The 22,459-nt window shown below is 56.1% G+C and carries 19 protein-coding genes; 12 read left to right on the top strand and 7 right to left on the bottom strand.

Going from position 1 to position 22,459, the window contains the following annotated elements:
• Window positions 1-11 precede the first annotated feature (11 nt).
• Both HG15A2_RS23770 and HG15A2_RS03180 read right to left on the bottom strand, forming a co-directional pair.
• On the bottom strand, window positions 12-173 hold the full coding sequence (locus HG15A2_RS23770) for a hypothetical protein (RefSeq protein WP_218932298.1): 162 nt from the start codon (window positions 171-173) through the stop codon (window positions 12-14).
• A gap of 301 nt (window positions 174-474) precedes the next feature.
• Window positions 475-885, bottom strand: coding sequence for a hypothetical protein (locus HG15A2_RS03180; protein WP_145057765.1), 411 nt, complete (start codon window positions 883-885; stop codon window positions 475-477).
• Window positions 886-1,233: 348 nt separating this feature from the next.
• On the opposite strand from HG15A2_RS03180, the gene purE reads away from it, so the two are divergent.
• The 5 genes from purE (at window position 1,234) to HG15A2_RS03155 (ending at window position 7,263) form a co-directional block, all read left to right on the top strand.
• Window positions 1,234-1,728 (top strand): 5-(carboxyamino)imidazole ribonucleotide mutase, encoded by a 495-nt coding sequence (gene purE, locus HG15A2_RS03175; protein WP_145057763.1) that lies wholly within the window; start codon window positions 1,234-1,236, stop codon window positions 1,726-1,728.
• On the top strand, window positions 1,673-2,959 hold the full coding sequence (locus tag HG15A2_RS03170; RefSeq protein ID WP_246117867.1) for a 5-(carboxyamino)imidazole ribonucleotide synthase: 1,287 nt from the start codon (window positions 1,673-1,675) through the stop codon (window positions 2,957-2,959). Before purE ends, HG15A2_RS03170 begins: the two co-directional genes overlap by 56 nt.
• Window positions 2,960-3,462: 503 nt before the next feature.
• Window positions 3,463-4,491 (top strand): ROK family protein, encoded by a 1,029-nt coding sequence (locus HG15A2_RS03165; protein ID WP_145057759.1) that lies wholly within the window; start codon window positions 3,463-3,465, stop codon window positions 4,489-4,491.
• Between the two features lie 336 nt (window positions 4,492-4,827).
• Window positions 4,828-6,708 carry a translation elongation factor 4 gene (lepA, locus tag HG15A2_RS03160; RefSeq protein ID WP_145057757.1) on the top strand — a complete coding sequence of 627 codons (1,881 nt, stop codon included), beginning with the start codon at window positions 4,828-4,830 and terminating at the stop codon, window positions 6,706-6,708.
• 75 nt (window positions 6,709-6,783) lie between these two features.
• The gene (locus HG15A2_RS03155) at window positions 6,784-7,263 is read left to right on the top strand and encodes a GNAT family N-acetyltransferase (protein WP_218932297.1); all 480 of its coding nucleotides are present in this window, start codon (window positions 6,784-6,786) and stop codon (window positions 7,261-7,263) included.
• A 19-nt stretch (window positions 7,264-7,282) separates the two neighbouring features.
• Here HG15A2_RS03155 and HG15A2_RS03150 read toward each other — a convergent pair whose 3' ends face one another.
• The gene (locus HG15A2_RS03150) at window positions 7,283-8,116 is read right to left on the bottom strand and encodes an FkbM family methyltransferase (protein WP_145057755.1); all 834 of its coding nucleotides are present in this window, start codon (window positions 8,114-8,116) and stop codon (window positions 7,283-7,285) included.
• 131 nt (window positions 8,117-8,247) lie between these two features.
• Between HG15A2_RS03150 and HG15A2_RS03145 the strand changes: the two genes are divergently transcribed.
• The 5 genes from HG15A2_RS03145 (at window position 8,248) to lptB (ending at window position 14,413) form a co-directional block, all read left to right on the top strand.
• Window positions 8,248-9,228, top strand: a complete 981-nt coding sequence (locus HG15A2_RS03145) for a hypothetical protein (RefSeq protein WP_145057753.1) — start codon at window positions 8,248-8,250, stop codon at window positions 9,226-9,228.
• Between the two features lie 83 nt (window positions 9,229-9,311).
• The gene (locus tag HG15A2_RS03140; RefSeq protein WP_246117866.1) at window positions 9,312-10,583 is read left to right on the top strand and encodes a purple acid phosphatase family protein; all 1,272 of its coding nucleotides are present in this window, start codon (window positions 9,312-9,314) and stop codon (window positions 10,581-10,583) included.
• A gap of 185 nt (window positions 10,584-10,768) precedes the next feature.
• A complete protein-coding gene (gene lepB, locus HG15A2_RS03135; protein ID WP_145057751.1) occupies window positions 10,769-11,305 on the top strand; it encodes a signal peptidase I in 537 nt (178 codons plus the stop codon).
• 198 nt (window positions 11,306-11,503) lie between these two features.
• Window positions 11,504-13,495, top strand: coding sequence for a signal peptidase I (lepB, locus tag HG15A2_RS03130; RefSeq protein ID WP_218932296.1), 1,992 nt, complete (start codon window positions 11,504-11,506; stop codon window positions 13,493-13,495).
• Between the two features lie 96 nt (window positions 13,496-13,591).
• Entirely contained in the window at window positions 13,592-14,413 is an 822-nt protein-coding gene (lptB, locus tag HG15A2_RS03125; RefSeq protein WP_145057749.1) for an LPS export ABC transporter ATP-binding protein, read from the top strand.
• 59 nt (window positions 14,414-14,472) lie between these two features.
• Here lptB and HG15A2_RS03120 read toward each other — a convergent pair whose 3' ends face one another.
• The gene (locus HG15A2_RS03120; RefSeq protein ID WP_145057747.1) at window positions 14,473-15,510 is read right to left on the bottom strand and encodes a fatty acid desaturase family protein; all 1,038 of its coding nucleotides are present in this window, start codon (window positions 15,508-15,510) and stop codon (window positions 14,473-14,475) included.
• A 443-nt stretch (window positions 15,511-15,953) separates the two neighbouring features.
• Here HG15A2_RS03120 and HG15A2_RS03115 point away from each other — a divergent pair, with 443 nt between their 5' ends.
• A complete protein-coding gene (locus tag HG15A2_RS03115; protein ID WP_218932295.1) occupies window positions 15,954-17,126 on the top strand; it encodes a peptidogalycan biosysnthesis protein in 1,173 nt (390 codons plus the stop codon).
• An 82-nt stretch (window positions 17,127-17,208) separates the two neighbouring features.
• Here the strand turns inward: HG15A2_RS03115 and HG15A2_RS03110 are convergent, their stop codons facing one another.
• The 3 genes from HG15A2_RS03110 to fucP form a co-directional block, all read right to left on the bottom strand.
• Entirely contained in the window at window positions 17,209-18,066 is an 858-nt protein-coding gene (locus tag HG15A2_RS03110; protein ID WP_145057743.1) for an SDR family oxidoreductase, read from the bottom strand.
• A gap of 43 nt (window positions 18,067-18,109) precedes the next feature.
• Window positions 18,110-18,694, bottom strand: coding sequence for a WcaF family extracellular polysaccharide biosynthesis acetyltransferase (locus HG15A2_RS03105; protein WP_145057741.1), 585 nt, complete (start codon window positions 18,692-18,694; stop codon window positions 18,110-18,112).
• A gap of 84 nt (window positions 18,695-18,778) precedes the next feature.
• Window positions 18,779-20,188: an L-fucose:H+ symporter permease gene (gene fucP, locus HG15A2_RS03100; protein WP_145057739.1), complete on the bottom strand. Its 1,410-nt coding sequence runs from the start codon at window positions 20,186-20,188 to the stop codon at window positions 18,779-18,781.
• Window positions 20,189-20,408: 220 nt separating this feature from the next.
• Between fucP and HG15A2_RS03095 the strand changes: the two genes are divergently transcribed.
• Window positions 20,409-22,448, top strand: a complete 2,040-nt coding sequence (locus tag HG15A2_RS03095) for a redoxin domain-containing protein (protein ID WP_145057737.1) — start codon at window positions 20,409-20,411, stop codon at window positions 22,446-22,448.
• Window positions 22,449-22,459 lie beyond the last annotated feature (11 nt).

Below are 22,459 nucleotides of genomic sequence, written 5' to 3'. Positions count from 1 at the left end.
GGCCGGGTGGTCTAAAACTTATCGGCCATCACTGCATTGGCGGCTAAAGTGTGTGCCTCGATATCCTCCAACCTAGTGAGCGCGTTGGGTTGGATCGTGTGAGCGCCGAGAGCGTCGCCCTTCGCCTCAGGGTGAGCAATTTCCACGTAACGCAGCGTCCGTTTCGGCTCCAAGCCAATTAGTGACCGTGGGCAACGGATCAAGCCCGTCGGGGTCTAGCAGTCCACCTATGGCGCCACATTGCGAGTGGCCACACGCGATGATATCTTTAATGCCAGAGAAGACACGGCATTTTCGATGGTCGCCGGCTCCCCAGGGACCGAGAGGGCGGAGTGCTTCGGCGCGATGTTGCCCGCATTGCGAAATATGAACAGGTCTCTCGTCGACTCGAACACGCTAGATGGAAATTCTTTGCTTCCGTCGGCTAGATTTCCTATTCCTGTCGCTCCCTGTGATATTGAGACTGCAAGCACGCTATTTGCCACCTCGCCAACCAGAACCGACCCAACCGATGCCTTTACCGGTATCGAGCTTCAATCGCAGACTCAGTTGTGCCGCGTGATGCTGCAGATGTCGGATGCTGTACACGTGTAACTCATCTCTGGTCTCAAAGTCCTTTATCCAACTGAAGCCAGGAAGCTGAGCAAGGGTCCTGGCGGTCTCCGCTGCGATTACGGACTTGGCCTTCACTCGGCAATGCTGCAAGTAGTCGCTGATAAACGGCTTTTCATAGGTTCGCTGCTGCAACCCGCCACCGATTTCTTCGTACCCTTTGAAAGTGCTCGCGTGTTCCAAGTGAAATGGCTGCTCACGTTGCGATGATACGTCTTCTCCCAAGTAGAGGTCGGTAGAGAAGAGGGTGTGGAACATGACTTGGTAGAACATCAAAATTTGCTTACGGCTCGTGCCAAGCCGTGTCGGGGCAACACTCCATCCACTTCGACAAGGTGCAGAGCGTTGCTTCCTATTGATTAGTGACCAAGCGTTTGTAGGACTCGAGCCTAGTTCCGGTTTCATAGCAACAAATAGAGTGAATAGTTGTGACTACTAGCCTCGGATGACTCAGATTTCATGGATGCTTTTTGGAACAAGAAGTAACAAAGTTTCGTAGGTTTGCCTCTGTTGTTCGTAGTTCCGACTTCAGGCGGGTTGTGGGGCCTACTGGTACCGATCACACCCAGCTACAATACCATTCTTGCACGAACAGTTCGTCCCCCACCTAGGATCCACCCAATGGCAAACGCTTCCCCTTCTGTCGGCGTAATTATGGGCAGCCGTAGCGATTGGGATACCATGCGCGGGGCTGCCGACATCCTTGCCGAGTTTGGCGTAGCTCACGAATGTGAAATTGTGTCTGCCCATCGCACGCCGCAGTGGATGGTCGAGTATGCCACCAGTGCGGAAGAACGCGGGCTGCAAGTGATCATCGCTGGTGCTGGCGGTGCGGCGCATTTGCCAGGCATGGTTGCCTCGATGACAGTCCTGCCCGTGCTGGGTGTGCCCGTGCAAAGCAAGGCTCTCAGCGGGCTCGACTCGCTACTCTCGATAGCCCAAATGCCCGGTGGCGTGCCGGTCGGTACGCTGGCCATCGGAACAGCCGGAGCAAAAAACGCGGGGATCTTAGCAGTGAGGATACTTGCGAATTCGCAACCTGATTTGCGAACGAAGCTGCATGCCTATCAAGAGAATCAAACACAACAAGTCCGCGACACTGCATTGCCTCAGTAGTGCTACCCAAGGAGTGACCAAGAGCAATGAAAGAGCTGGAGCGATGAGCGAAGAGTCACAGGCAATCCTCCCCGGCGCAACGATCGGCGTATTCGGCAGCGGCCAGTTAGGTCGCATGCTCGCTCACACGGCTACGCGCATGGGTTATCGCGTGCGCGTGTTCGCACCGGAGAGTCGCCTGCTGAAGGAACCCTCGCCCGCTGGTGGCGTTGCTCAGTGGCAAACGGTTGCGGAGTACGACGACTTGGACGCAGTGACGGAATTCGCTCGTAGTGTGGATGTTGTGACACTTGAGTTCGAGAACATCCCTTCGGCAACCGTCGAGACAGCGGCTATCCACGCGCTCGTTCGCCCTAGCGCCCAAGTCCTCCATACGACACAAGATCGGCTGCGTGAGAAAACTTTCCTACAAGAAGCCGGCATCGGCTGCACGCCATTCGCTGCGATCACCACCGATGAAGAACTGCAAGCTGCTGTCGAGAGCGTGGGGCTGCCCGGGATCATCAAAACTAGCGCCTGGGGCTACGATGGCAAGGGGCAGACGCTTGTCCGCACGCTGGACGAATTGTCTGCTGCTTGGGAGGCGATGGACCGCCAGTCGGCCATCCTAGAAGGTTTGGTCGATTTCCAGTGCGAGTTTTCCATGCTCGTTGCTCGTTCACCCAGTGGGGAAGTGAAGACTTGTGGACCACTGGCGAACGATCACGCAAATCATATTCTCGACGTCACCACATTGTCGGCTAAGCCGACGAGCGGACCGCTTGCCGGCTTATCAGAAAAGGCAGCAACCGTTGCCCGCACAGTTGCCGAACGACTCGATGCCATTGGGCTACTCTGCGTCGAATTCTTCCTCACTAAGAGCGGCGGAATCTTAGTGAACGAGATCGCCCCGCGCCCCCACAACTCGGGCCACCTCACGATTGAAGCATGCCAGTGTTCGCAATTCGAGCAGCAAGTCCGGGCCGTGTGCAACGTGCCATTAGGCTCCTTTAATTTGATCGGTCCTTCGGCAGCAATGGCAAACCTCATGGGCGATCTGTGGTTCGAGAATGGCATGCTCCGCGAGCCCAATTGGTCAGCCGTGCTCGCTAGCCCTCAACTGAGGTTGCACCTCTACGGCAAGGCCGAGCCTCGCCCGGGCCGAAAAATGGGGCACCTGACGGCGCTAGCCGATTCGCCCGAAGAGGCAGAACGATTGGTGCGTGAAGCACGGGCCGCGCTGGGAAGCTAGCTACTGGAAAAGTTAGCCGACGACCTTGGTTGCCGCGAGGTTTTGATCTCTGAGGACTCGTACTTATCTCCACGGCGAGCAAGCTTGTCGGCTAATGGGAGTCTTCTGGTGAGCGCGACCGGCGCAGAAGCATCCAGAAAATCGAAACGCCGCTACTTCGGCTTCCGGGGCTTCTTGCTCTTGTTCTTTGCCGGCTTACACAACTTCCCCTTCTTGTCGTGCGTAGCAAAGCACTTCTCGCAGGCGAATTTACCCGGGAGCACCCACTTCTTCGGTTTGTCTTCTAGGCAGCTCATACTGTTGTTTTGGATTTTCCCAGGACTGAGATGGCCTTGCCTGACACCTCTAGTTTGCATGAATCAGCCTCGCTTGGCCAGCGTCTTCCCAGGTTCCTTTGACTTGCACTTACTACCGTCAATTGCGAGAGTATCCCAGCGGTTCTATACTCACCCCATTCTCCAGTGAAGAACTCAACTAATCCGTCATGCCCGATTGACAAGCCTATGCCTGGTAAAAAAACACTAACTTCAATCAACGATGCCCAAAGTCCCTTCTTTGTTGGGATCGATGTGGGTGGCACGAACACGAAGGTGGGCATTGTTGACAATCACGGGGCGACGCTCGCATTTCGCTCGATACCGACCGAATCGCACAAGGGACCCCAGGATGCCGCCCTCCGCATTGGAAGAACGCTTCAGGAGTTGATTGTCGAGGCAGGTGCTGTCAGGTCCGACTTGGCGCGTGCTGGCCTAGTCACGCCAGGTCCTATGGACATTGCCGCGGGCTTGTTGCTCAACCCAGGGAACTTGCCCGAGTGGCACAACTGCCCGATCCGGGGCCTCGTGAGCGTCACCTGCGACCTACCGGTGACCTTTGCCAACGATGCTAACGCCGCGGCCTACGGCGAGTACTGGCGCGGGGCTGCTGAGAAGTATCGCAGCATGGTGATGTTCACACTCGGCACCGGCGTGGGCGGCGGCATCATCGTGGAAGAACATCTCATCGAAGGCAATCACGGTTGCGGATCGGAGTTGGGCCACATCATTATTAATTGCAGCGAGGATGCTCCTGAGAATTCACTCGGCATCCGTGGAACGCTGGAAGGGTACTGCGGCGCTTACGCCATCGAGCGCCGCGTTCGCGAAGCGTTGGCGGCCGGCGATGCAAGTAGCGTGCGCAAACGGCTCGAAGAGGGGGAAGAATTCTCGCCCAAGCTGCTCGCTGAAGAAGCCGAGGCGGGCGACGAACTGTCTGAGCATATTGTCATGGAAACGGCTCGCTATCTGGGTATCGGAGTGACCTCCACGGTGCATACCATCGACCCGGAGAGCGTCGTGATCGGTGGCGGCGTGACATTCGGCGGGGCAGGGCACCCGCTTGGCGAGCGTTTTCTGGGACGCGTACGCGAAGTAGCCTACGACAACATGTTCAAAACCCTGCAAGACAAAGTGAGCATCGAATTCGCCAGTCTCGGTGGCGACGCCGGCTACATAGGCTCCGCCGGGCTGGCCCGCAGAGAGCATTTTGCCTGACTGGCGGTTCTGTTTTGAACCGCCAAGGGCGCGACGATTCTCTCAGCGAAAACTACTCGACTGTAAAGTAGGCTGGGTTAAGAGGATGAACTGGATTTCTTATTTCAATTTCATGTAGCCCTGTTGACCCGTCCATTATTGCCTGTTTTCCCCTTCTGAAAACCGCTTGGCAATCTTGGCGTCCTTTGCGGTTCAAAAAATGCCTGGCCAGAACGGTTTTCCCGCGGGCTTTCGTGAAAGGACGTTTCAGGCGATAATGGGAGGTTCGGCCTACCCTTCCTCCCGCCTCTTGATCCCGACCCGGGCCTTTCCTAGAAAGTCCTCCAAGAAACTAGAATGTCGACCGCCTCGCCACAAAGTGATCCTGCTGCCGCTCCCCAGCCAAACAAACCCCGACCTAAGGGCTCTGTCGACCCTGCGCTGGTGCGCAATTTCTCTATTGTGGCTCACATCGATCACGGCAAGAGCACTCTGGCGGACCGGTTGCTGGAAGTGACGGGAACGATCAGCAAACGGGAGATGAAGGACCAGGTGCTCGACGATATGGATCTCGAGCGCCAGCGCGGCATCACGATCAAGTCGCGGGCCGTTTCGATGAAGTACCAGCACAACGGCAAAGAGTACGAACTGAACCTGATCGACACCCCAGGCCATGTGGACTTTCAGTACGAGGTCTCGCGTTCGCTTTCCTGTTGCGAAGGGGCCGTGTTGCTGGTGGACGCGTTTCAAGGTGTGGAAGCACAAACCGTTGCGAACGCCTACAACGCTATCGAACACGATTTGGAAATCGTACCGGTGATGAACAAGATCGATCTAGTCCACGCCCGCCCCGAAGAAGTGAAGCAGGAGATGGAACAGACGCTCGGGATCAACCCTGATGAGGTGCTCGGGTGTAGTGCGAAGTCGGGCCTCAAGTGCGACGAAGTGCTCGCGGCAGTGATCGATCGGATTCCTCCTCCCCGTGGTGACGCGAATGCTCCGCTGCAGGCGATGGTGTTTGACAGTGTGTACGATGAGTATCGCGGCGCGATAATATACGTGCGTCTGATGAACGGCACGGTTCGTAAGGGACAGCGGATTCAGTTTTTACAAGCAGGTACCGTGCATGAAGTGGTGGAGATCGGCCAGCTCGCTCCCAAGCGCACGCAGCGCGACTTGCTGTCGGCAGGCCAAGTGGGCTACATGGTTTGCAATATCAAGTCGCTGGGCCAGGTACACGTGGGCGACACGGTGACGGTAGCCACCGGCGAGCAAGCCAAGCCGTTACCTGGTTACGCGGAACCCAATCGCATGGTGTTCTGCGGGCTGTACCCTTCGGACGGGCAGGAATTCGAGCAACTCCGCGAAGCGCTCAGCAAATTACAGGTCAACGATCCGAGTTTCGAGTTCGAACCCGAAACCTCCGACGCCCTCGGTTTCGGCTTCCGCTGTGGTTTTCTCGGACTTTTGCACATGGAAATCGTTCAGCAACGCTTGGAGCAAGAGGCGGACATCGATCTCGTGCAGACGGCACCCAACGTGACGTATCGCATTCAAACGAAGGATGGCAACTGGGAAGAGGTCCACACGCCAACACGCGTGCCAGACGTGGGTGATATCGAAGAGTTCCAACAGCCCATCGTGCGCGTGAGCTTCGTGATGCCCAGCGAGTACGTGGGCGGCGTCATGAAGCTGTGTGCCGACCGGCGCGGCGTATTCGTGCGGCAAGAGTACCTTTCTCCCACGCGTGTCATGCTGGTGTACGACCTCGCCTTAGCGGAAGTCGTCTACGACATGCACGACAAGCTCAAGAGCACCACGCGTGGCTACGGCACGATGGACTACGAGCTGCGCGGCTACGAAACGGGCGATTTGGTACGCCTCGACATTCTGGTGAAGAATGAACGCGTGGACGCCCTGAGTATCGTGTGCGACAAACGCGATGCGGACAATCGCGGGAGAGCGGTGATCAAGAAGCTCAAGAAGGAAATCCCCCGCCACATGTTTGAAGTCGCGTTGCAAGCAGCTATCGGCACACGCATCATCGCCCGCGAGACGATCTCCGCCATGAGCAAAAACGTCACCGCCAAGTGCTACGGCGGCGACATCAGCCGCAAACGCAAACTGTGGGAAAAGCAAAAAGAGGGCAAGAAACGCATGAAGTCCATCGGCTCAGTAGATATTCCGCAGAAGGCGTTCCTGGCGGTGTTGGAGACAGGGGAGGAGGAGCGCTCGTAGTTTAAGCGGAATCAATTGGTAATAGCCGAGCTACACCTCGGCCGGTGCCCCGCCAACAGCGACTTATTTCCTGACGTGACTGATTTGCTCATCCGCAAACTAGACCCTGGCGAAGAACTCACCCTTCGCCCAATTTTCTACTCAGCCATTCACGAGATCGCTTGTCACGACTACACGCCAGAACAAATTGCCGCCTGGGCTCCGGCTAAGTATTGCGAGTCGGATTGGGTCAAGCGGCTTCGCAGCAACCAACCGTTTGTCGTTGAGAGCGACGGCCAGTTGATCGCTTTCGCCGATCTACAATCAAACGGACTGATCGATCAATTCTTTGTGGCAGCCAGCTCAGTACGGCAGGGAGTCGGCACGCTGCTCATGAACCGCTTGCTGGAAGTAGCGAAGGAGAAGAGCATCGCGAAGCTGCACTCCAACGTGAGCCTCACGGCGGAAGCCTTCTTCCGCAAGTTCGGCTTTGAAATCGAGCAGCGGCAAATAGCGGTGGTGAGCGGCGTAGAGCTTCCGAATGCTCGCATGGCCAAACTGCTAGTTCCTGGCTGAACCGCGGTAAGATCGCTTATTATGCGGCCTTCGCCAAGTCTCTTTCGCGAGGTAACGCCAACAAATCGAAGTGCTTCTCAGCGGTGAGCTTGTCTCGCGTCATGGGAATTCCCCGCGGCTGGGCGCCTTCCTCGTAGCGAAAGAGGTCGAAGCCGTTGTCGGCCAGAAGATCGAACAAGTCCCGCCGTTCGCTGGCCAAGAGCTTTCGGAATACCTCGGTACGGATCACGGGGCGCGTCTCAACGAGGATGGGCAGAATCGATTTGAGGATCGCGCAATCGTAACCTTCCGCATCGACTTTCACGTAGGTAAGCCTGGGCAGCCACTCAGCGAAGTCCTGCTCTAGCAAATTCGCGAGTACCCTGCCGCGAACCGTCAAAGCATGCTGCCTGCGAAATAGTGGCCAAAGCTGCTGCGAGCGAAATCCGCCGTTGCAATACGACGCGTCCGTGTAGTGGAACACAAAGTTGCCGTCATACTCCGTGGCGGCTAGGCATTGCGGCACGATGTTGGTCTTTTCAGGATTGAGCTGGGCGTTCTTCTTGAGCACTTCATAGACGTAGGGATTGGGCTCCAGGGCCAGCACGCAGCCCGTTTTGCCGGCTGCCAACGCCATCGGTAGCGTGGTATCGCCTGTGTGGGCACCGATATCGATGGCAAAGTCGCCCGGTTTGATGAAATGGCGCAGGCCTTCCACTTCGCTTTGATGGATGCTCTTGGTCATCTCGTAAGGATGCAACCAGCGGGCATAGTCCACGCGACCATCCACGGGCAGCTCGAAATGCTTCAGTTCGTCACCCCATTGGGCAAAGGGAACTTTATCACGACGTTTGATGAGTCGGCTCAGCGACATGGCGTGGGTCTCGACAGTGGCTAGTTATGGAGGGGCTTGTTGCCGGGTGCTTGGATTGCTCCAGATTCGAAGCGGAGGGTAGCAAAACTAGGCTCCTCACACACCATCGAATCGACGCTGCTAGCGGGCTAGTGCCCTACGAAGCAATAATTGCCTCCTTTGCCCATTTGTCGGACTTGGAGGCGGCACGGTATGATGGTTGGGTGACTGCTAGCGAACTATCCACCGGACCGAACACCGAGAGCCTCGGGTGGCAGATAGCCCGCTGGACGCTGCGAGTGGGCGTTTGTTTGCAAGCGATCGGGGCGTGGCGTTGGCTCACAGGCTACGACGATACTCCCATATTCGAATGGCTGTGGCTGGGCGAAGAGGGGGGCGGGCTAGGCTGGAGCGAAGCAGAGGCCCTGGGGCTGCAACGCCAGGTTGGTTGGGTCGCACTCGCTTGCGGTCTGCTCACCTTGGTACGGCCCTCGCTGCTGACGACGGGGCCCTTGGTACTCGTCGAAGCCTTTATTGTCTATGGCACCTGGAAGACCGACTACGGATTCACGCTTCACCCCGTGTTCATAGCGCCTCATTGGGAACGCTGGTACCCGGTGGCCGCTCATGCATGCCGCGTGTTCGCACCGTTGGGGTTAATGCTCGTGGACCCCTTCTGGGGATTTTGGCGACGAGGCTTCAGGCACCAGGGCGGATCCGAGGACGCTACGACCATTCGTTCCTACCTTGGCATGCAGCTGTTGAGACTGGCCGTGGCGGCTACATTCGCGACGCATGGCATGGAAGCAATGCTGCAAAGGAGCACCTTTGTCGATCTGCTCATCGACTCTGCCCAGCGATTGCTTCATTGGGATTTGCCTCAGTCACAAGCAGAGCAAGCACTCTTCGTCATTGGCGTGACGGACCTCCTCCTGGCCGGAGCCTGCCTGCTGACTCGCTCCCGAGCGGTTTTCCTGTGGATGGCCACCTGGGGAGCAATCACCGCTGTTAGCCGTGTCACCGCAGGCGGTCTGGAGTATCATTGGCATGAGACGCTCTGGCGTGCGTCGCATTGTTGCGTGCCGCTGGCTCTGGCAATGTATTGGCAGGTGCTAAGGTCGCGCCAGAAATAAGGCTGAGATTTACAGGTATTTCTTTGAAAGTCACCACCACTAGGTAAGGCCCAACTCGGTAAGGCAATCACGTGTTAAAATCATTGACAACTAGAAAGTGGATATTCCTGCCTGCACTCTTGCTGGCAGGCACTTATTTTCTCCCCGGCCCCATTGCCGAAGATGGAATCGCCGCAGAAGAGCAAACCGTTGACCTCGTGCCCGGACCCCAGCAGTGGCGCTGCATTTGGACAACGGATCCAAGTACCACCGCATTGATCTCCTGGAACACAACGGTCCCCGGCAAGCAACATCGAGTGCACTACCGGCAACTATTGGAAGCGGAGGAGCAAACGCCTCTCATCAGCAAGGCGGAACGTGACGGCAAGTATTCTGGCCGAGGACTCGATCTGTATTATCACCATGTGAAGCTAAGTGACTTGCAGCCCGACGCGACTTACGAGGTGGTCATGGAAAGCGACGGGCGGCGTTCGCCTGCTTTGAAGTTCAAGACGGCCCCCAGTGAAGACCGCCCACTGGCAGTCATCTTTGGTGCGGATTCGCGATCTGGCTTGAAGGAACGACGACAGATGAACGCGATGCTCGCGCGGATGCTGGCCGAATCTCAGCAGGAGGGCCGTACGCCTATTATTGCGTTTGCTCATGGCGGGGACTACGTGCTCAACGGTACCGACCTGCCACAATGGTCGCAATGGATGACCGACCACGAACTGACAACAACCGCCGATGGACTCATGCTGCCCATCATACCGGCGCGCGGCAATCACGATCACGGCCCACTGTTCAACGAAATCTTTGGTTTTCCACCCAAAGACAAGGACTACTACGCCATCGATGTCGGCCCGCAAATTCGCTGGATCACGCTCAATTCGGAGACCAGCGTTGCTGGGGACCAATCGAAGTGGTTGGACAAAGAACTTGCCGCCTCGCGGCCGAAGTACCGCTGGATCGTTCCGCAATATCATCGTCCGGCGTTCCCGGCAGTGAAAGTGCCCGGCCGGGCGCTCGTACATTGGGTGCCGCTATTCGAAAAACACGATGTCGATCTCGTATGCGAAGGGGACGGGCACAACATTAAGCGCACTCCTCCGATCCGCAACAATGTGATCGACCCGACGGGCGTGGTTTACATTGGCGAAGGGGGCTTGGGCGTTGGACAACGCGCACCCAAGATGGATCGTTGGTACCTGCGCCCGCCAGAGGCAAAGGCGGGCGAGGGGCATCACGTGCAGTTGCTTTCGTTCGATGCGGAGTCGATTACGTACCGTGTCGTGCTGTTGGACGAAGGCGATGGTAGCAAAATCTTCGACGAACATCACTTTGCCGTACGGGCTCCAAAGAAGGACGAGAAGTAACGACTAGGAAGTTGAATAGCACCGACACTTCCTCCTCATTTCACGCTGCCACTTCGACTGCCTCGCAAGGGAGAAGTGTCGGTGTGCGATGCACAGGAGGTCTTGGAGTCGTGCGTAAAGAGTTTATAGGCCTCCTGCCGCAAGCGGCCCCGATTCAATGGCGAGGCAGATCGTGCGTCACGACCATGCGTAGAGTCATTAGTTATACCGTCGGAATCCTGTGCCTGTCTTTAATTCTGCGCACGTGGGTCGCCCTCGGCGTTGTCGAGCCGGTACGGGTCTTGGGTAATTCGATGTCGCCGCTCATTCAGGAAGGCGATGCTCTGCTGATTGATCGCACTGCTTGCCTGTGGAGCACTCCAGGCCGCTGGCAAACAGTCGTGCTGCTTTCACCTGCGGGGGCAGAGCTTTGTATCAAGAGGATTGTCGGACTCCCGGGGGAGGAAATCGACATTCGCCAGGGGTCTGTTGTGGTCGACGGTCGCAGGCTCACGCACCCACTCTCCACACCCCAGGCGTGGGGTGCCCCCAGGAATGACGAGACTCCAGAGATTTACTACCTGCCACGTGCCTCTGGGCAACGCTTGCGGAAGGGACCTTGGCGGCTGAAAGAGGACGAGTACTTCGTCCTGGGAGATAACAGCTCCGTATCGATCGACAGCCGCGCCTGGGGGCCGATTCCTGAGCGTCTGATCGTCGGCATCCCGGTGGGCGTTCGGTAAGAGTTGCCACACAGCGTGGCAATATTTCCGCATGTCCAACGAAGCACTATTTGGCGTACAATTGAGTTCCGGTATCAATTTACACTAGCCCCCGGCGCAAGCCGTGGGGTTCTATCCTTTCCAATTCCTGCAATCTCATTCAACCCCACAGCTTGCGCTGGGGGCTATTTGTAGTCGAAACAATAAAATTGAAATTCTATGAGCAAGAAAAATAGGAAGAACAAGCAGACACGCAAGAACAGCAAGTCTGAGATGGTCGAAAAGCAATCTGCCACTGGCGGGTTTCACACCTTTCGCGAGAGCTTAGAGTCCATCGTCATTGCCTTCGTGCTGGCGTTCCTCTTTCGCACGTTCGAGGCAGAGGCGTTTGTGATTCCCACGGGCTCGATGTCGCCGTCATTACTGGGACGGCACAAAGACGTGGATTGCCCGGAGTGTGGCTATCGTTTTCGCATCACGGATAGCGAAGAGGAGAATGACGAAATCGTCGCCCTCCGGAGTCAGCTACGCTCGGGAGCCCGTTCGGGTTTCACGAGGGATGGCAGGAGGATTAGTCGCGAAGACATGGAGCGAGCCGTTGCCGGTACGCAGGTTGTGGGTGGCGTGTGCCCGATGTGTCGCCATACGATGCCCGTACGCCCCGACTTGCCGGCTGATTTGGCCGATCAAGTCGATTTTCAAGATGTGGAGATGGCACCTTCCTATCCTGGCGATCGTATTCTCGTCAACAAATACGGGTTCACTTTCAACGATCCTGAGCGCTGGGATGTGGTCGTATTCAAATATCCCGGCAACTCGGATATGAACTATATTAAACGGTTGGTCGGCTTGCCCAATGAGCGGCTGAGAGTCTACCAGGGTGATCTATTTGCGTTACCACTAGACGATGACAGCGCATACACCATTCAACAAAAACCGCCCGAAAAAGTGCTGGCCATGCTGCAGCCGGTACACGACACCGACTACGAAGCATCTGAGGCTTACGAGGCGGGCTGGCCCTTGCGCTGGGCCCCTGCAGATGACAACGGATGGGAAGTGGAAGTCGAACCGGGTGAGCAGACCGTCGAGCAAGTTTTTCGCTCTACCGTCGGCGCAGACCCAGCGGCAACCGCTTGGTTGCGCTATCGCCACCTCGTCCCCTCAGCCGACCAGTGGCAGGCGATTCGCGACTACAGCAAGAACAGCAGCTACGGTGACTATGCCAATCGTGAGGAATTCCTCGACTCGGCAAAGCCCCTGCTCATTGCCGACTTCAATCCCTATAACGCTAAGCTTAGCCGTCGAGACATAAGCAGCCCTGGATCGAAGTGGGAGGTGGCGACGTACAACCAAGGGCTGCACTGGGTTGGAGATCTCGCGCTACGCTGCCACGTGGAAGTCGAAGAAGCAGCCGGGCAACTCTCGCTCGATCTTGTGGAGGCCGGTAAGCACTTTCGGGCGGTGATCGATCTCGCATCTGGAGCTGTCGAATTACAGGTCGTCGATAGTGCCACTGGAGAACAGCTCGACTTCACTGCCACAGGCCAAACCGCAATGACCTCTGCAGGCTCGTACACGCTGCTATTCGCCAACGTGGACGATCAGCTGTTGCTATGGATCGACGACGAGTTGGTTGAGTTCGATCGTTCCAAGTACGATCCGGTTGCACTTTTCGGCGAGCGCAAGCTAATGATCCCTTGGACGGGGAAAACGGCCGACGAAGATCAGGGCGATCTGGCTCCAGCCGGCGTAGGTTCCACTGGCGCGAAGCTGGTGGTGTCTCGTTTGGAAGTGATGCGAGACATCTACTATCTGGCAAACAGCCCACGCGATAGTGGTGCAGACTATCCATCGATCAGCGACCAAGTAATTGTCGATGGGAAAATCTACCAGCCGCTTTCAAGTCTGAGAGAACTGCTATCAGATCCAGCTCATTGGCCCCGGTTCTTGAAACGACGCGAGGTGTCGTTCAAAGTGGGCGAAGATCAGTTCTTCGTCATGGGCGATAATAGCCCCTTCAGCCAGGATGCTCGGCTCTGGAGCGGCGGGTCCCCCAGCGGAAATAGTAAGCCAGGCGGGGCATATCTCGACCGTCGCTTGCTCATCGGCAAGGCCGTTTGCGTATTCTGGCCGCACTCCTGGGGATCGATCCCCGGGCTGCCCAAACTGCCCGGCTTCCCGAATTTCGGCGATATGAGGTTGGTGAGATAGCGGGATCTTTGCTATTAGTACTAGGCTGTTAGCTGAGGGCCGCCAATTTAGGGCGAACAGCTAACAGCCTAACTACTCACTAAAAAGAGCTACTGCATGTCACTCCTCAGAGTCTCTGGCCTTGTCAAGAACTACGGTCGTCGCCGCGTGGTAGATGGCGTGGACTTTCATGTTGAGCAGGGCGAAATCGTCGGCCTACTCGGCCCCAATGGGGCTGGCAAAACGACGACCTTCCGTATGACCTGCGGGATGGCCGAACCGGACGCAGGCACGGTAACGCTCGGCGAGCAGGATGTGACCGAGTGGCCCATGTACGCTCGGGCCCGCGATGGCGGCATGGGGTACTTGGCACAAGAGTCCAGCGTGTTTCGCAAGCTGTCGGTACAAAACAACTTGCTCGGCGTCATGGAAATGCTGGGTATGGATCGAAAGACGCGGCGGAACCGTTGCGAGGAACTGCTCGAACAGTTCGGCATCACTAAGCTGCGTCGCAGCAAGGCGATGTCGCTCTCCGGCGGTGAACGCCGCCGTTTAGAAATCGCCCGCTGTCTGGTTTCCGACCCGAAGATCATTCTGCTGGACGAGCCCTTTACGGGCATCGATCCTGTGACGATTTCGAGCATCCAGAACATCATCCGCGATTTACGATCGCGAGGGATATCGATTCTGATCACCGATCACCAAGTCCGCGAGACATTAGAAATCACCGATCGCAGTTACGTGATTCGCGAGGGGCAAGTCCTCTGCCACGGCACGCCGGATGCCGTACTACAAAACCCAGATGCCCGGAAGTATTACTTTGGCGAAGGCATCGATATGGGAATCGCAACGCAGCCCAAGCTTAGCACGCCTCACAGCCGCTTGGCAGCGCTGCGAGGACGGTTGACGGGCAAGCAATCCTCGGACGACGCCGCCTAAAGCGACGTGGAATTCGTACGGCACCTTTCGCCGCGGTGCTTGCACTGCGAGATAGCGAATTAGACTCTTGCCGTCTGACGATTCGACGGCTTACCCCGCTCGGCCACCACATCGGGCACGAAATCGTTCACTGCGACGGCTGGCGTGGGTTCTGCCGCGCCGGCGTTAACTCCACAGCCAGGGTTCCACAATGCTGGCAGCATTGCCCAGGTCGCTTGCCAGTAGCGCTCGTAGGTGGGGTAATCCGCTTCAGGATTCTTTTCCTGATGCTCCTCAAGCTTATCTTCCAAGGTAGTATGAGCAATCCGTGGATGACGATGGTGCGGCCCGTGAACAAAGATGTCGAAGTTTAGGAACGAGCTCAGGCGTAAAAGCCACTGACGTGGCAGCACAGTCCGCGTTCCGCGTAGTGGATCGAAGCTGGCCATGCCCAGGTGTTCGGTAAATTTACGAATCGTTTGCATGAGCGCTGCCAAATACATTGGCAGCAACACAGCCAAAGCATGACGCGGCCAAAGCCCGGCAATGGTTACAAACAGCCAGATGCCTCCCCAGACAGCTGCGATGGCAAGATACTCGTTGCGAATCGTACGACGTAGCTCCGGCGAGTCGATCGGTGAGTCTTTCTTAAAAAACATCCGCCCGTATATCACTGGACCAGCTATGACCCCAAGTAGTAGATCGAACCAGACGAATACTCGGCGAAAGCCAAGCGAGGTTTGGGGATCGCAATAAGGCCACAATTCCCAATCGCGCGGCGTATTCAGATAGGCATGATGGCGAATATGAACTTCGCGATACATGCTGTATGGCGTGAACATGAACGTGCCGAGCAAACGGCCCGACCACACGCTCAAATTACGTGATTGCCAGAGTGTTTGATGAGCAGCTTCGTGTAGAGCGCTGGTCCAGCAAAACATCATCGACGCTGTGAATACCGTCAGCAGAGTCAACAGCCACACGTTGCCTGTCGCAAAGCCCATATCGACCAGCCCCATGCTCAACCCGGCCAGCGGAATCGAGAGCAATCTGGGCAGCGTGCGTTTCTCGCGCAGGCTGTTTAGCTCTTCGCTAGTAAAGCTAGTGATGGCACCCACGGGGGGAGTTCCTCTACTGGTAGTCGATAGTTGACGGTCCCACCCGGTATGGATCGCGCGGCAGCATCAAGCGCAGCGCGAGTCGGTATCGGAACTTCCATGTAGAATGCTCTGCGTTCCCCAGGCCAGTTTGAGAGGCCTTCGCAGAACCGATTGCGGGTAGGAGTCAGGCCGCTCACATACCGAGCTGTGAGCGTTATCGTTAGGTACAGTTCTGGTCGTTAAATAAACCCTAATCTGCCTGACTTGTAATAGAATACTCATGTCATGGGGAAGGGTCAAACCGGTCCAGTTGCTTTGGGGCAGGGAATTGACCGGTTTGTCATCGATTTGCTTTGGGCGCTAGCCGTGCGTAATGTGGAGGAATGGAGATTGGAGCTAGGACCCCGATGCCCCAGCAATGCGTTTTGCAGCCAAATCACTGCCTCAAACAGTTCAATTCCGTGCCCTCAAGCTCCCCAGCCGCTGCCTCGCCTGCCACTGCTACACCAGAGGGCGTACCAGTGGCCGCAGTGGACTGCCAAATCGGGTTTGTGGAGAAACTCCCCCCGGCAGATTTCGCACACTTCAGGAGCCCGCTGCTGGACAATTTCGCTTTCTGCGAGCAATTCAGCAGTGCCAAGACGCAACTCGCCTGGATTCGAGTCGCACAGGGCGGCCAGACCGTCGCGCTAGTGCCAAGCGTGAGGCTTGTGAAACGACCCGCGACGGACATGCTCCGCCACGGACTCCGCCGTTGGCTGGGACCCACCTTGGGACCGCTGGCGAAGAAAACGACGCTGCTTATCGACACGGCTTTCCTAGCCTACGACGACTCGTCGCCGTTCTACATACGCGAAGGCGGGCTGCTGGAACCGGAAGAAATAAAACGCCAAGTTGTCAAATTCGCCAGGCAGATCCAAGGCATCGATACTCTGTGGATCACCGAGCCCGAGAGCCAGTCCACATGGGCAGCCGACGAAGGGTTTCAGCAGTTCTACACGTTGCCGATGGCTCAAATAGAATTAGGCAATTCGGCCAGTTTTGCAGAACACGTAGCTTCGCTGTCAAAAAAGCGCCGTCGCAACTTGAAGCACGAGCGGGAAGTATTCGCGGAAGCAGGCGGGGAGATTGAAACCCATCAGGCGACACTCTCCAGCCCAGCCGACAGAACGCTACTGGATGAGTTGCTCGCCTGCTTAGACGCCAGCGCCTCCCACAGCCAGTTTGCCGTTCCGTACAACGACGTACTCACCAACCCGCAGGCATTCTCGCAGCAAGTGCAAACGATCTTGGTTGCCAGGGTCGATTCCCAAGTCGTGGGATTCATGAGTTTTCTCATGACCGAGAATCGTCTCATGCAATGCCACGGCGGGCTCGACTATCAACGCTCTCATGAAGTGTTGGCCTACCACAATCTCATCCAGGCAGCCGTAAAACTTGCACTGAAGCACGAACTCAAGACCGTAAGCATGGGGCCCCTGAACAACGAGACCAAACGCCGCGCGGCAAGTACGTTAAAGCCGATGGTGGCGAACCTCTGGAATCGCAATCCGTTGGACGCGTTTGCTGCGAAGAAGTTCTTCGCGAAGAATCTTGAAGTCTATCGAGGTGAGGTTGGTTCTCAGCAACAGTAGGAAAGAATCGTTGAACAGGAGATAACTGAGAGAACGGAGTTCATTGCTTATCATTCCCTCCGTTCCCAGTGTGACCTCCTGCTCAAACCTTTTTCATCAATCCCGAAGCTCTCGCCACCAGGCGATCGAGCAGGCGTTGTGGAACGGCCCACTTTAGGGCCGCCAAACCCCAAGCATCCCAGCCGACGAAGTAATGCGGCTTCGGACGGCGTGAGGTGAGCGCCTTCGCCACCACGGCAGCAACGGCTTCCGGCTGGCCACCCGTCTTCGCGCCGCGTTCGTTGAACTGTGCGCACTTTCTGTAAAACTTCTCGTACCCTGGCTCCAGATGGGCAGGAACTTGGCTAGCCCGCTCAGCCAGCGCCTCACGCGCTTTGTCGAAAATGGCGGTGCGGATTTGGCCTGGGCGAATCACGACGACCGGTACGCTCCACGGTCGCAGTTCAACGCGCAGCGTGTCGGACAGAGCCTCCATTGCGAACTTGCTGGCCGAGTAAGCCCCCACCATGGGCAACGCAACAATGCCATTCATGGAAGAGATGTTCACCACTCGTCCGCTACCACGCCTGAGCGCTGGCAAAAAGGCCTGAATCATTCGCAGCACTCCGATTGTGTTCACTTCAAGCAACTGGCGAAGTTCTTCGACCGAAGTGAGTTCAGTAGCTGCAGGTGCCGCCAGCCCGGCGTTGTTGACCAGTGCATACAATCCTTGAGGCGAGGATTGGTCGATTTGCTGAACAACTTGCTGCACTTGTTTGTCGGAAGTTACATCCACTCGAACCGGCGTCACCGAAGCGTGCTCTGCCCACTCGGACTCACTAGGTTCGCCCCGAAGTCCTGCGAAAACATGAAATCCGTCGTCCGCTAGCCGCTCGACAATGGCGCGCCCGATGCCCGAGGAACAGCCGGTCACAAGTACCGTGCGTTGGTTGATGGGCATATATTTCTCTGCGTGCTTCGTGTCTGTGCGTCAAAAACGGCTTCTAAGCGATCGGCCGTTCACGCTTTCCAATTGGCTTGGCCGGATTCCCGCCGACAATTGCTCCGGCGGGAACATCGCTCACGACAATACTCCCTGAAGCTACCAAAGCGTTGGGTCCAATGGAAACGTTTTGCAATAGTATCGCAACTGCCCCCACCCACGCGCCGTTGCCAATACTAATTGGGCCTGTGAGCAAGTCAAAAGTGCGCTTGCGATGGTCGTGGCTTCCCGTGCAAAGATAGGCACGCTGGGAAATACAAACATGGCTGCCGATTTTAACGGGCACCAAGTTGTCGATCCATACGTCTTGGCCAATCCAGCAATGGTCGCCCACCTCCAACAGCCAAGGGTACTTCACTCGCACATTGGATCTAATCGTTACGCCGGTGCCAATTTTAGCCCCGAAAATACGCAGTAGAAACAGCTTGCAACCGCCGAATGGAAACCAAACGCTTTCCACGAACAACAGGCTGCAGAAGTACCACAAGGTACGTGTGAGTGTCCCCCGCCCTGGATCGTAGTCGCTGTTGTCGTAAGCGGACAAGTCAAGCCAAGACTCTTGGGACTCATATTCGTTTTCAGTCATTGCTGTCATTTAAGCCGGGTGGTGAAGAATGGAACGCGGGTTACTGGTCGCGCCCACCATTCGCATCGAGCGCCGGTTGCTCGACTAGGCAGTCCGCGGCCTGCTGGAGGCGAAGCCGTAAATCGCAATAACTACGAAACAGATTGCGGGGAGAAAGAAGGATGCTCGGACAGACTCCAGCGTACTACCAAACAGCTCAACCGTCCCCTTGTCGATAATGTCCGCCTGCAAGAAGGGCATAACAGCTCCACCTACGATGGCAAAAATCAAACCTGCTGAGGCTAGCTTCGCGTCCTCAGGATTGATCCCATCGAGTGCAAGCCCGTAGATCGTCGGGAACATCAACGACATACATGCCGAAATGCCTACGAGGCAATACATCCCAACAATACTTTCAATGTAAATTGTACCAAGCGTGAGCAACAGGCCGCCTATGGCCAGTATGCCCAACAGGACACCCGCATTTAAATATTGAAGAAGAAAAGTGCAAATAAATCTGCTGCACAAGAAAATAATCATCGCGGCAATATTCCATTTCTGCGCCGTGTCGATGGACATGCCATGCAGGGTCATGCCATAGTGAATAATGTAAGTCCAACACATGATCTGCGCACCCACATAGAAGGCCTGGGCGACGACTCCGCCTAGGTAGCGCATGGTGGTCAGTTCTCCTACTAGTTGCCCCAATTCGATTTGATCGTGCTCAACGTCGGCTTGAGGAAACTTACTAAATGCAAAGACCAATAGTAGAGCAATGAGGATTACGGCGACGGTAACGTAGGGTATCCGCACAATACGTAGATCTTTGGCTTGCATTTCCTGGAATTCGTCTTTCTCTGTTTCCGCGAACTCAGAGAATGCCTCGTTGATCAGCCCACCGACTTCTGAAGGCAGCATCTGTTCATATTCAGGATGGGCTGCCTTTTCCTTCTCTGCGAAATCGTTGATTCCCAGCTGAGGCAATACAAACTGACTGGCAATTAACATTCCCGTTAAAGAGCCAATGGGGTTAAACGCTTGTGCTAAGTTCAATCGCCGCGTTGCCGTTTCCGGCGGCCCCATGGATAGGATAAATGGATTCGCGGTGGTCTCCAAGAATGCCAATCCGAATGTCAGGACGTAGAAACCCACGAGAAAAATTGAGAACTGCATCTGCATACTAGCAGGAATCGTCAAGAGCGCGCCTATTGCGTACAGCGCGAGGCCAACGATGATTCCAAACTTGTAGCCGAACTTACGAATCACAAGTGCCGCGGGGATCGCCATCGACGCGTAACCACCGTAGAAAGCCATTTGAACCCAACTGCTTTCTCTGGTGCTGATCTGGAAAATTTGCTGAAACGCCTTTACCAATGGATTCGTAAAGTCGTTCGCGAAACCCCAAAGGGCAAACAGGGTGGTCGTTAGGCAGAAAATGAAAAAGTACTTTTTCGGCACCACGGCTGCTGATTCAGGAGATTGGTCTGAGGGCACATCGACAACAGGATCAGACATACTTTTTTCCGAGAATAGCGATTGAAATTGGTGAGGAGCGGATAACTTCTGCGGGAGCAGTCGAAGCCAAGCAGGCCCCTACTATATTTGCCCGTCGAAGAGAAAACTATCCCCCTAGAATCGTCTCCGCAGACCGAATCGTCTATAATCACACACCCTATAGCGGTGACGTTTCCCCGCTTAGCTTCCTCCCAGAGCTATCTTTGCAACGGCCCCCTCTATGCCTACTCTTCGCACCACCATTCTGTGCCTGCTGTCCCTCCACTCTAACTGGGTATTAGCGTCGCCAACGCCCTCTTCGCCTAACCCTGTGATTATTGAAGACTTTACGCTCAATGATTCGCTTGGGGCTAAGCACTCGTTCGGAGCCTGGAAAGAGAAGCGGGCGATCGTTGTCGTGTTCCTCGGCACGGAATGTCCTCTGGCGAAGCTCTATGGGAAGCGATTAGCTAAGATGAACCGAGAGTATGCTAAGCAGGGCGTGCAGTTTGTGGGCATCAACTCGAACCGACAAGACACGCTGCAGGAGTTGGCTGTTTACGGCAAGAAACACAAGATAGAGTTTCCCCTGCTCAAGGATCCGGGTGGGAAAGTTGCCCAACAATTCTGTGCCACGCGCACGCCCGAGGCATTTCTTCTGGATGGCGATGGCAAGATCCACTATCAAGGCCGCATTGACGATCAGTACGGCGTGGGCACTGCGCGAAACGAGCCACGCGTTGCTGAGCTTCAAGAAGCTTTGGACGCAATGCTCGCCGGTGAGCCGATCAAGAAGCCGCACACCCAAGCAGTCGGCTGCCTGATTAGCATGCCGCTTGATGTCGAACCAACCGGCGAAGTAACGTACTCGAAGCAGATTTCTCGCATCTTGCAAAAGCACTGCGTGAGCTGTCATCGCCAAGGTCAAATCGCACCGTTCGCGTTGGAGAACTACGACGATGCGTCCGCCTGGGCAGAGACCATGCTGGAAGTGATCGACAACCGACGCATGCCACCCTGGCATGCGAATCCCAAGCATGGCGACTTCCTTAACGATGCCCGCATGCCTGACGAAGAAAAAGAACTCTTCCGCAGTTGGGTCACCAACGGTTTGCCTGAGGGAGATGCGGGTGATTTGCCTGAGCCGCCGAAGTTCGCAGAAGGTTGGCAAATCCCAGAGCCGGATGTCGTTTATCAAATGCCTGAGCCGTTCATGGTGCCCGCCACCGGTGTTGTCGATTACCAGCACTTTTATTTTGATCCAAAGTTTAAAGAGGACAAATGGATCAGCGGTGCCGAAGCCCGACCGGGCAATCCGGAAGTCGTTCATCACATTATTTTGTTCTACGTGCCACCCGACCAGAAACGGCACCGGCCTGAGGACGCGTTGTTCAACTTAATCGCCGGATTCGCTCCAGGCATGCCGGCCGTGAAGGGACGACCGGGGCACGCGATGCGCATCCCTGCCGGCTCGAAACTCGTATTCCAAGTTCACTACACGCCCAACGGCACTCGGCAGAGCGACATCAGCGAAGCGGGCCTCCTATTCGCAGAGCCTAGCGACGTAAAGAAGGAAATCTTTGTGAAGGCTGGCTTGAACTTTCGCTTCCTCATCCCACCAGGCGATCCTGACTACGTAGTCAAAGCCAATTACAAACTGCCCGAGGAAATGCTGCTCTACACGCTGGCTCCGCACATGCACTATCGTGGCAAGAGCTTCCGATTCACCGCCAGCTATCCTGATGGCAAGCAGGAAGTATTGCTCGACGTGCCGAACTACGACTTCAATTGGCAAAATGTCTACATGCTCAAGGAGGCAAAGCAATTGCCCGCGGGCACATCGATCGACATGGTCGCGCACTTCGACAACTCGGCTGAGAACCCGCTCAATCCGGACCCCTCAGCACGCGTGCATTGGGGCGACCAAACGTGGCAAGAAATGATGCTCGGCTCCTTGGGCATGAGCCTCGCCGATGAAAATCTGCAAGCTGCGGGCCCCCAGACAGAGAAGCTTCCTTCAGGTAACTACCTCGTAACCTTCACGTATCTACCAAGCAAAAGTGTGGAGACGGTTCATCTCGGCGGCGATTTCAATGGTTGGAAGCCAGAGGATATCGCAATGCAGGGCCCCGACGAGGAAGGGAGGTTCGCAATCCAACAAGAACTTCCCGCCGGCACCCACGAATACAAATTCATCGAGAACGGTAAAGCCTGGAAAAGCGACCCGGGTAATGCGAATCAGCGCGGGTACTATCGAAACAGTGTGCTGGAATTGAAGTGACGCAAGCGAGA

The organism is Adhaeretor mobilis, from assembly GCF_007741515.1.
Classification (GTDB): Bacteria; Planctomycetota; Planctomycetia; order Pirellulales; family Lacipirellulaceae; genus Adhaeretor; species Adhaeretor mobilis.
Note: the sequence above shows the minus strand (reverse complement) of the source record. Positions and strands in the feature narration are given on the sequence as shown.

Bases quoted from the DNA above. Each gene is read 5' to 3' on its own strand.
- HG15A2_RS03180 (WP_145057765.1), bottom strand. From the start codon at position 885: ATGTTCTACCAAGTCATGTTCCACACCCTCTTCTCTACCGACCTCTAC.
- purE (WP_145057763.1), top strand. From the start codon at position 1,234: ATGGCAAACGCTTCCCCTTCTGTCGGCGTAATTATGGGCAGCCGTAGC.
- HG15A2_RS03170 (WP_246117867.1), top strand. From the start codon at position 1,673: ATGCCTATCAAGAGAATCAAACACAACAAGTCCGCGACACTGCATTGC.
- HG15A2_RS03165 (WP_145057759.1), top strand. From the start codon at position 3,463: ATGCCTGGTAAAAAAACACTAACTTCAATCAACGATGCCCAAAGTCCC.
- lepA (WP_145057757.1), top strand. From the start codon at position 4,828: ATGTCGACCGCCTCGCCACAAAGTGATCCTGCTGCCGCTCCCCAGCCA.
- HG15A2_RS03150 (WP_145057755.1), bottom strand. From the start codon at position 8,116: ATGTCGCTGAGCCGACTCATCAAACGTCGTGATAAAGTTCCCTTTGCC.
- lepB (WP_145057751.1), top strand. From the start codon at position 10,769: ATGCGTAGAGTCATTAGTTATACCGTCGGAATCCTGTGCCTGTCTTTA.
- lepB (WP_218932296.1), top strand. From the start codon at position 11,504: ATGAGCAAGAAAAATAGGAAGAACAAGCAGACACGCAAGAACAGCAAG.
- lptB (WP_145057749.1), top strand. From the start codon at position 13,592: ATGTCACTCCTCAGAGTCTCTGGCCTTGTCAAGAACTACGGTCGTCGC.
- HG15A2_RS03110 (WP_145057743.1), bottom strand. From the start codon at position 18,066: ATGCCCATCAACCAACGCACGGTACTTGTGACCGGCTGTTCCTCGGGC.
- HG15A2_RS03105 (WP_145057741.1), bottom strand. From the start codon at position 18,694: ATGACTGAAAACGAATATGAGTCCCAAGAGTCTTGGCTTGACTTGTCC.
- fucP (WP_145057739.1), bottom strand. From the start codon at position 20,188: ATGTCTGATCCTGTTGTCGATGTGCCCTCAGACCAATCTCCTGAATCA.
- HG15A2_RS03095 (WP_145057737.1), top strand. From the start codon at position 20,409: ATGCCTACTCTTCGCACCACCATTCTGTGCCTGCTGTCCCTCCACTCT.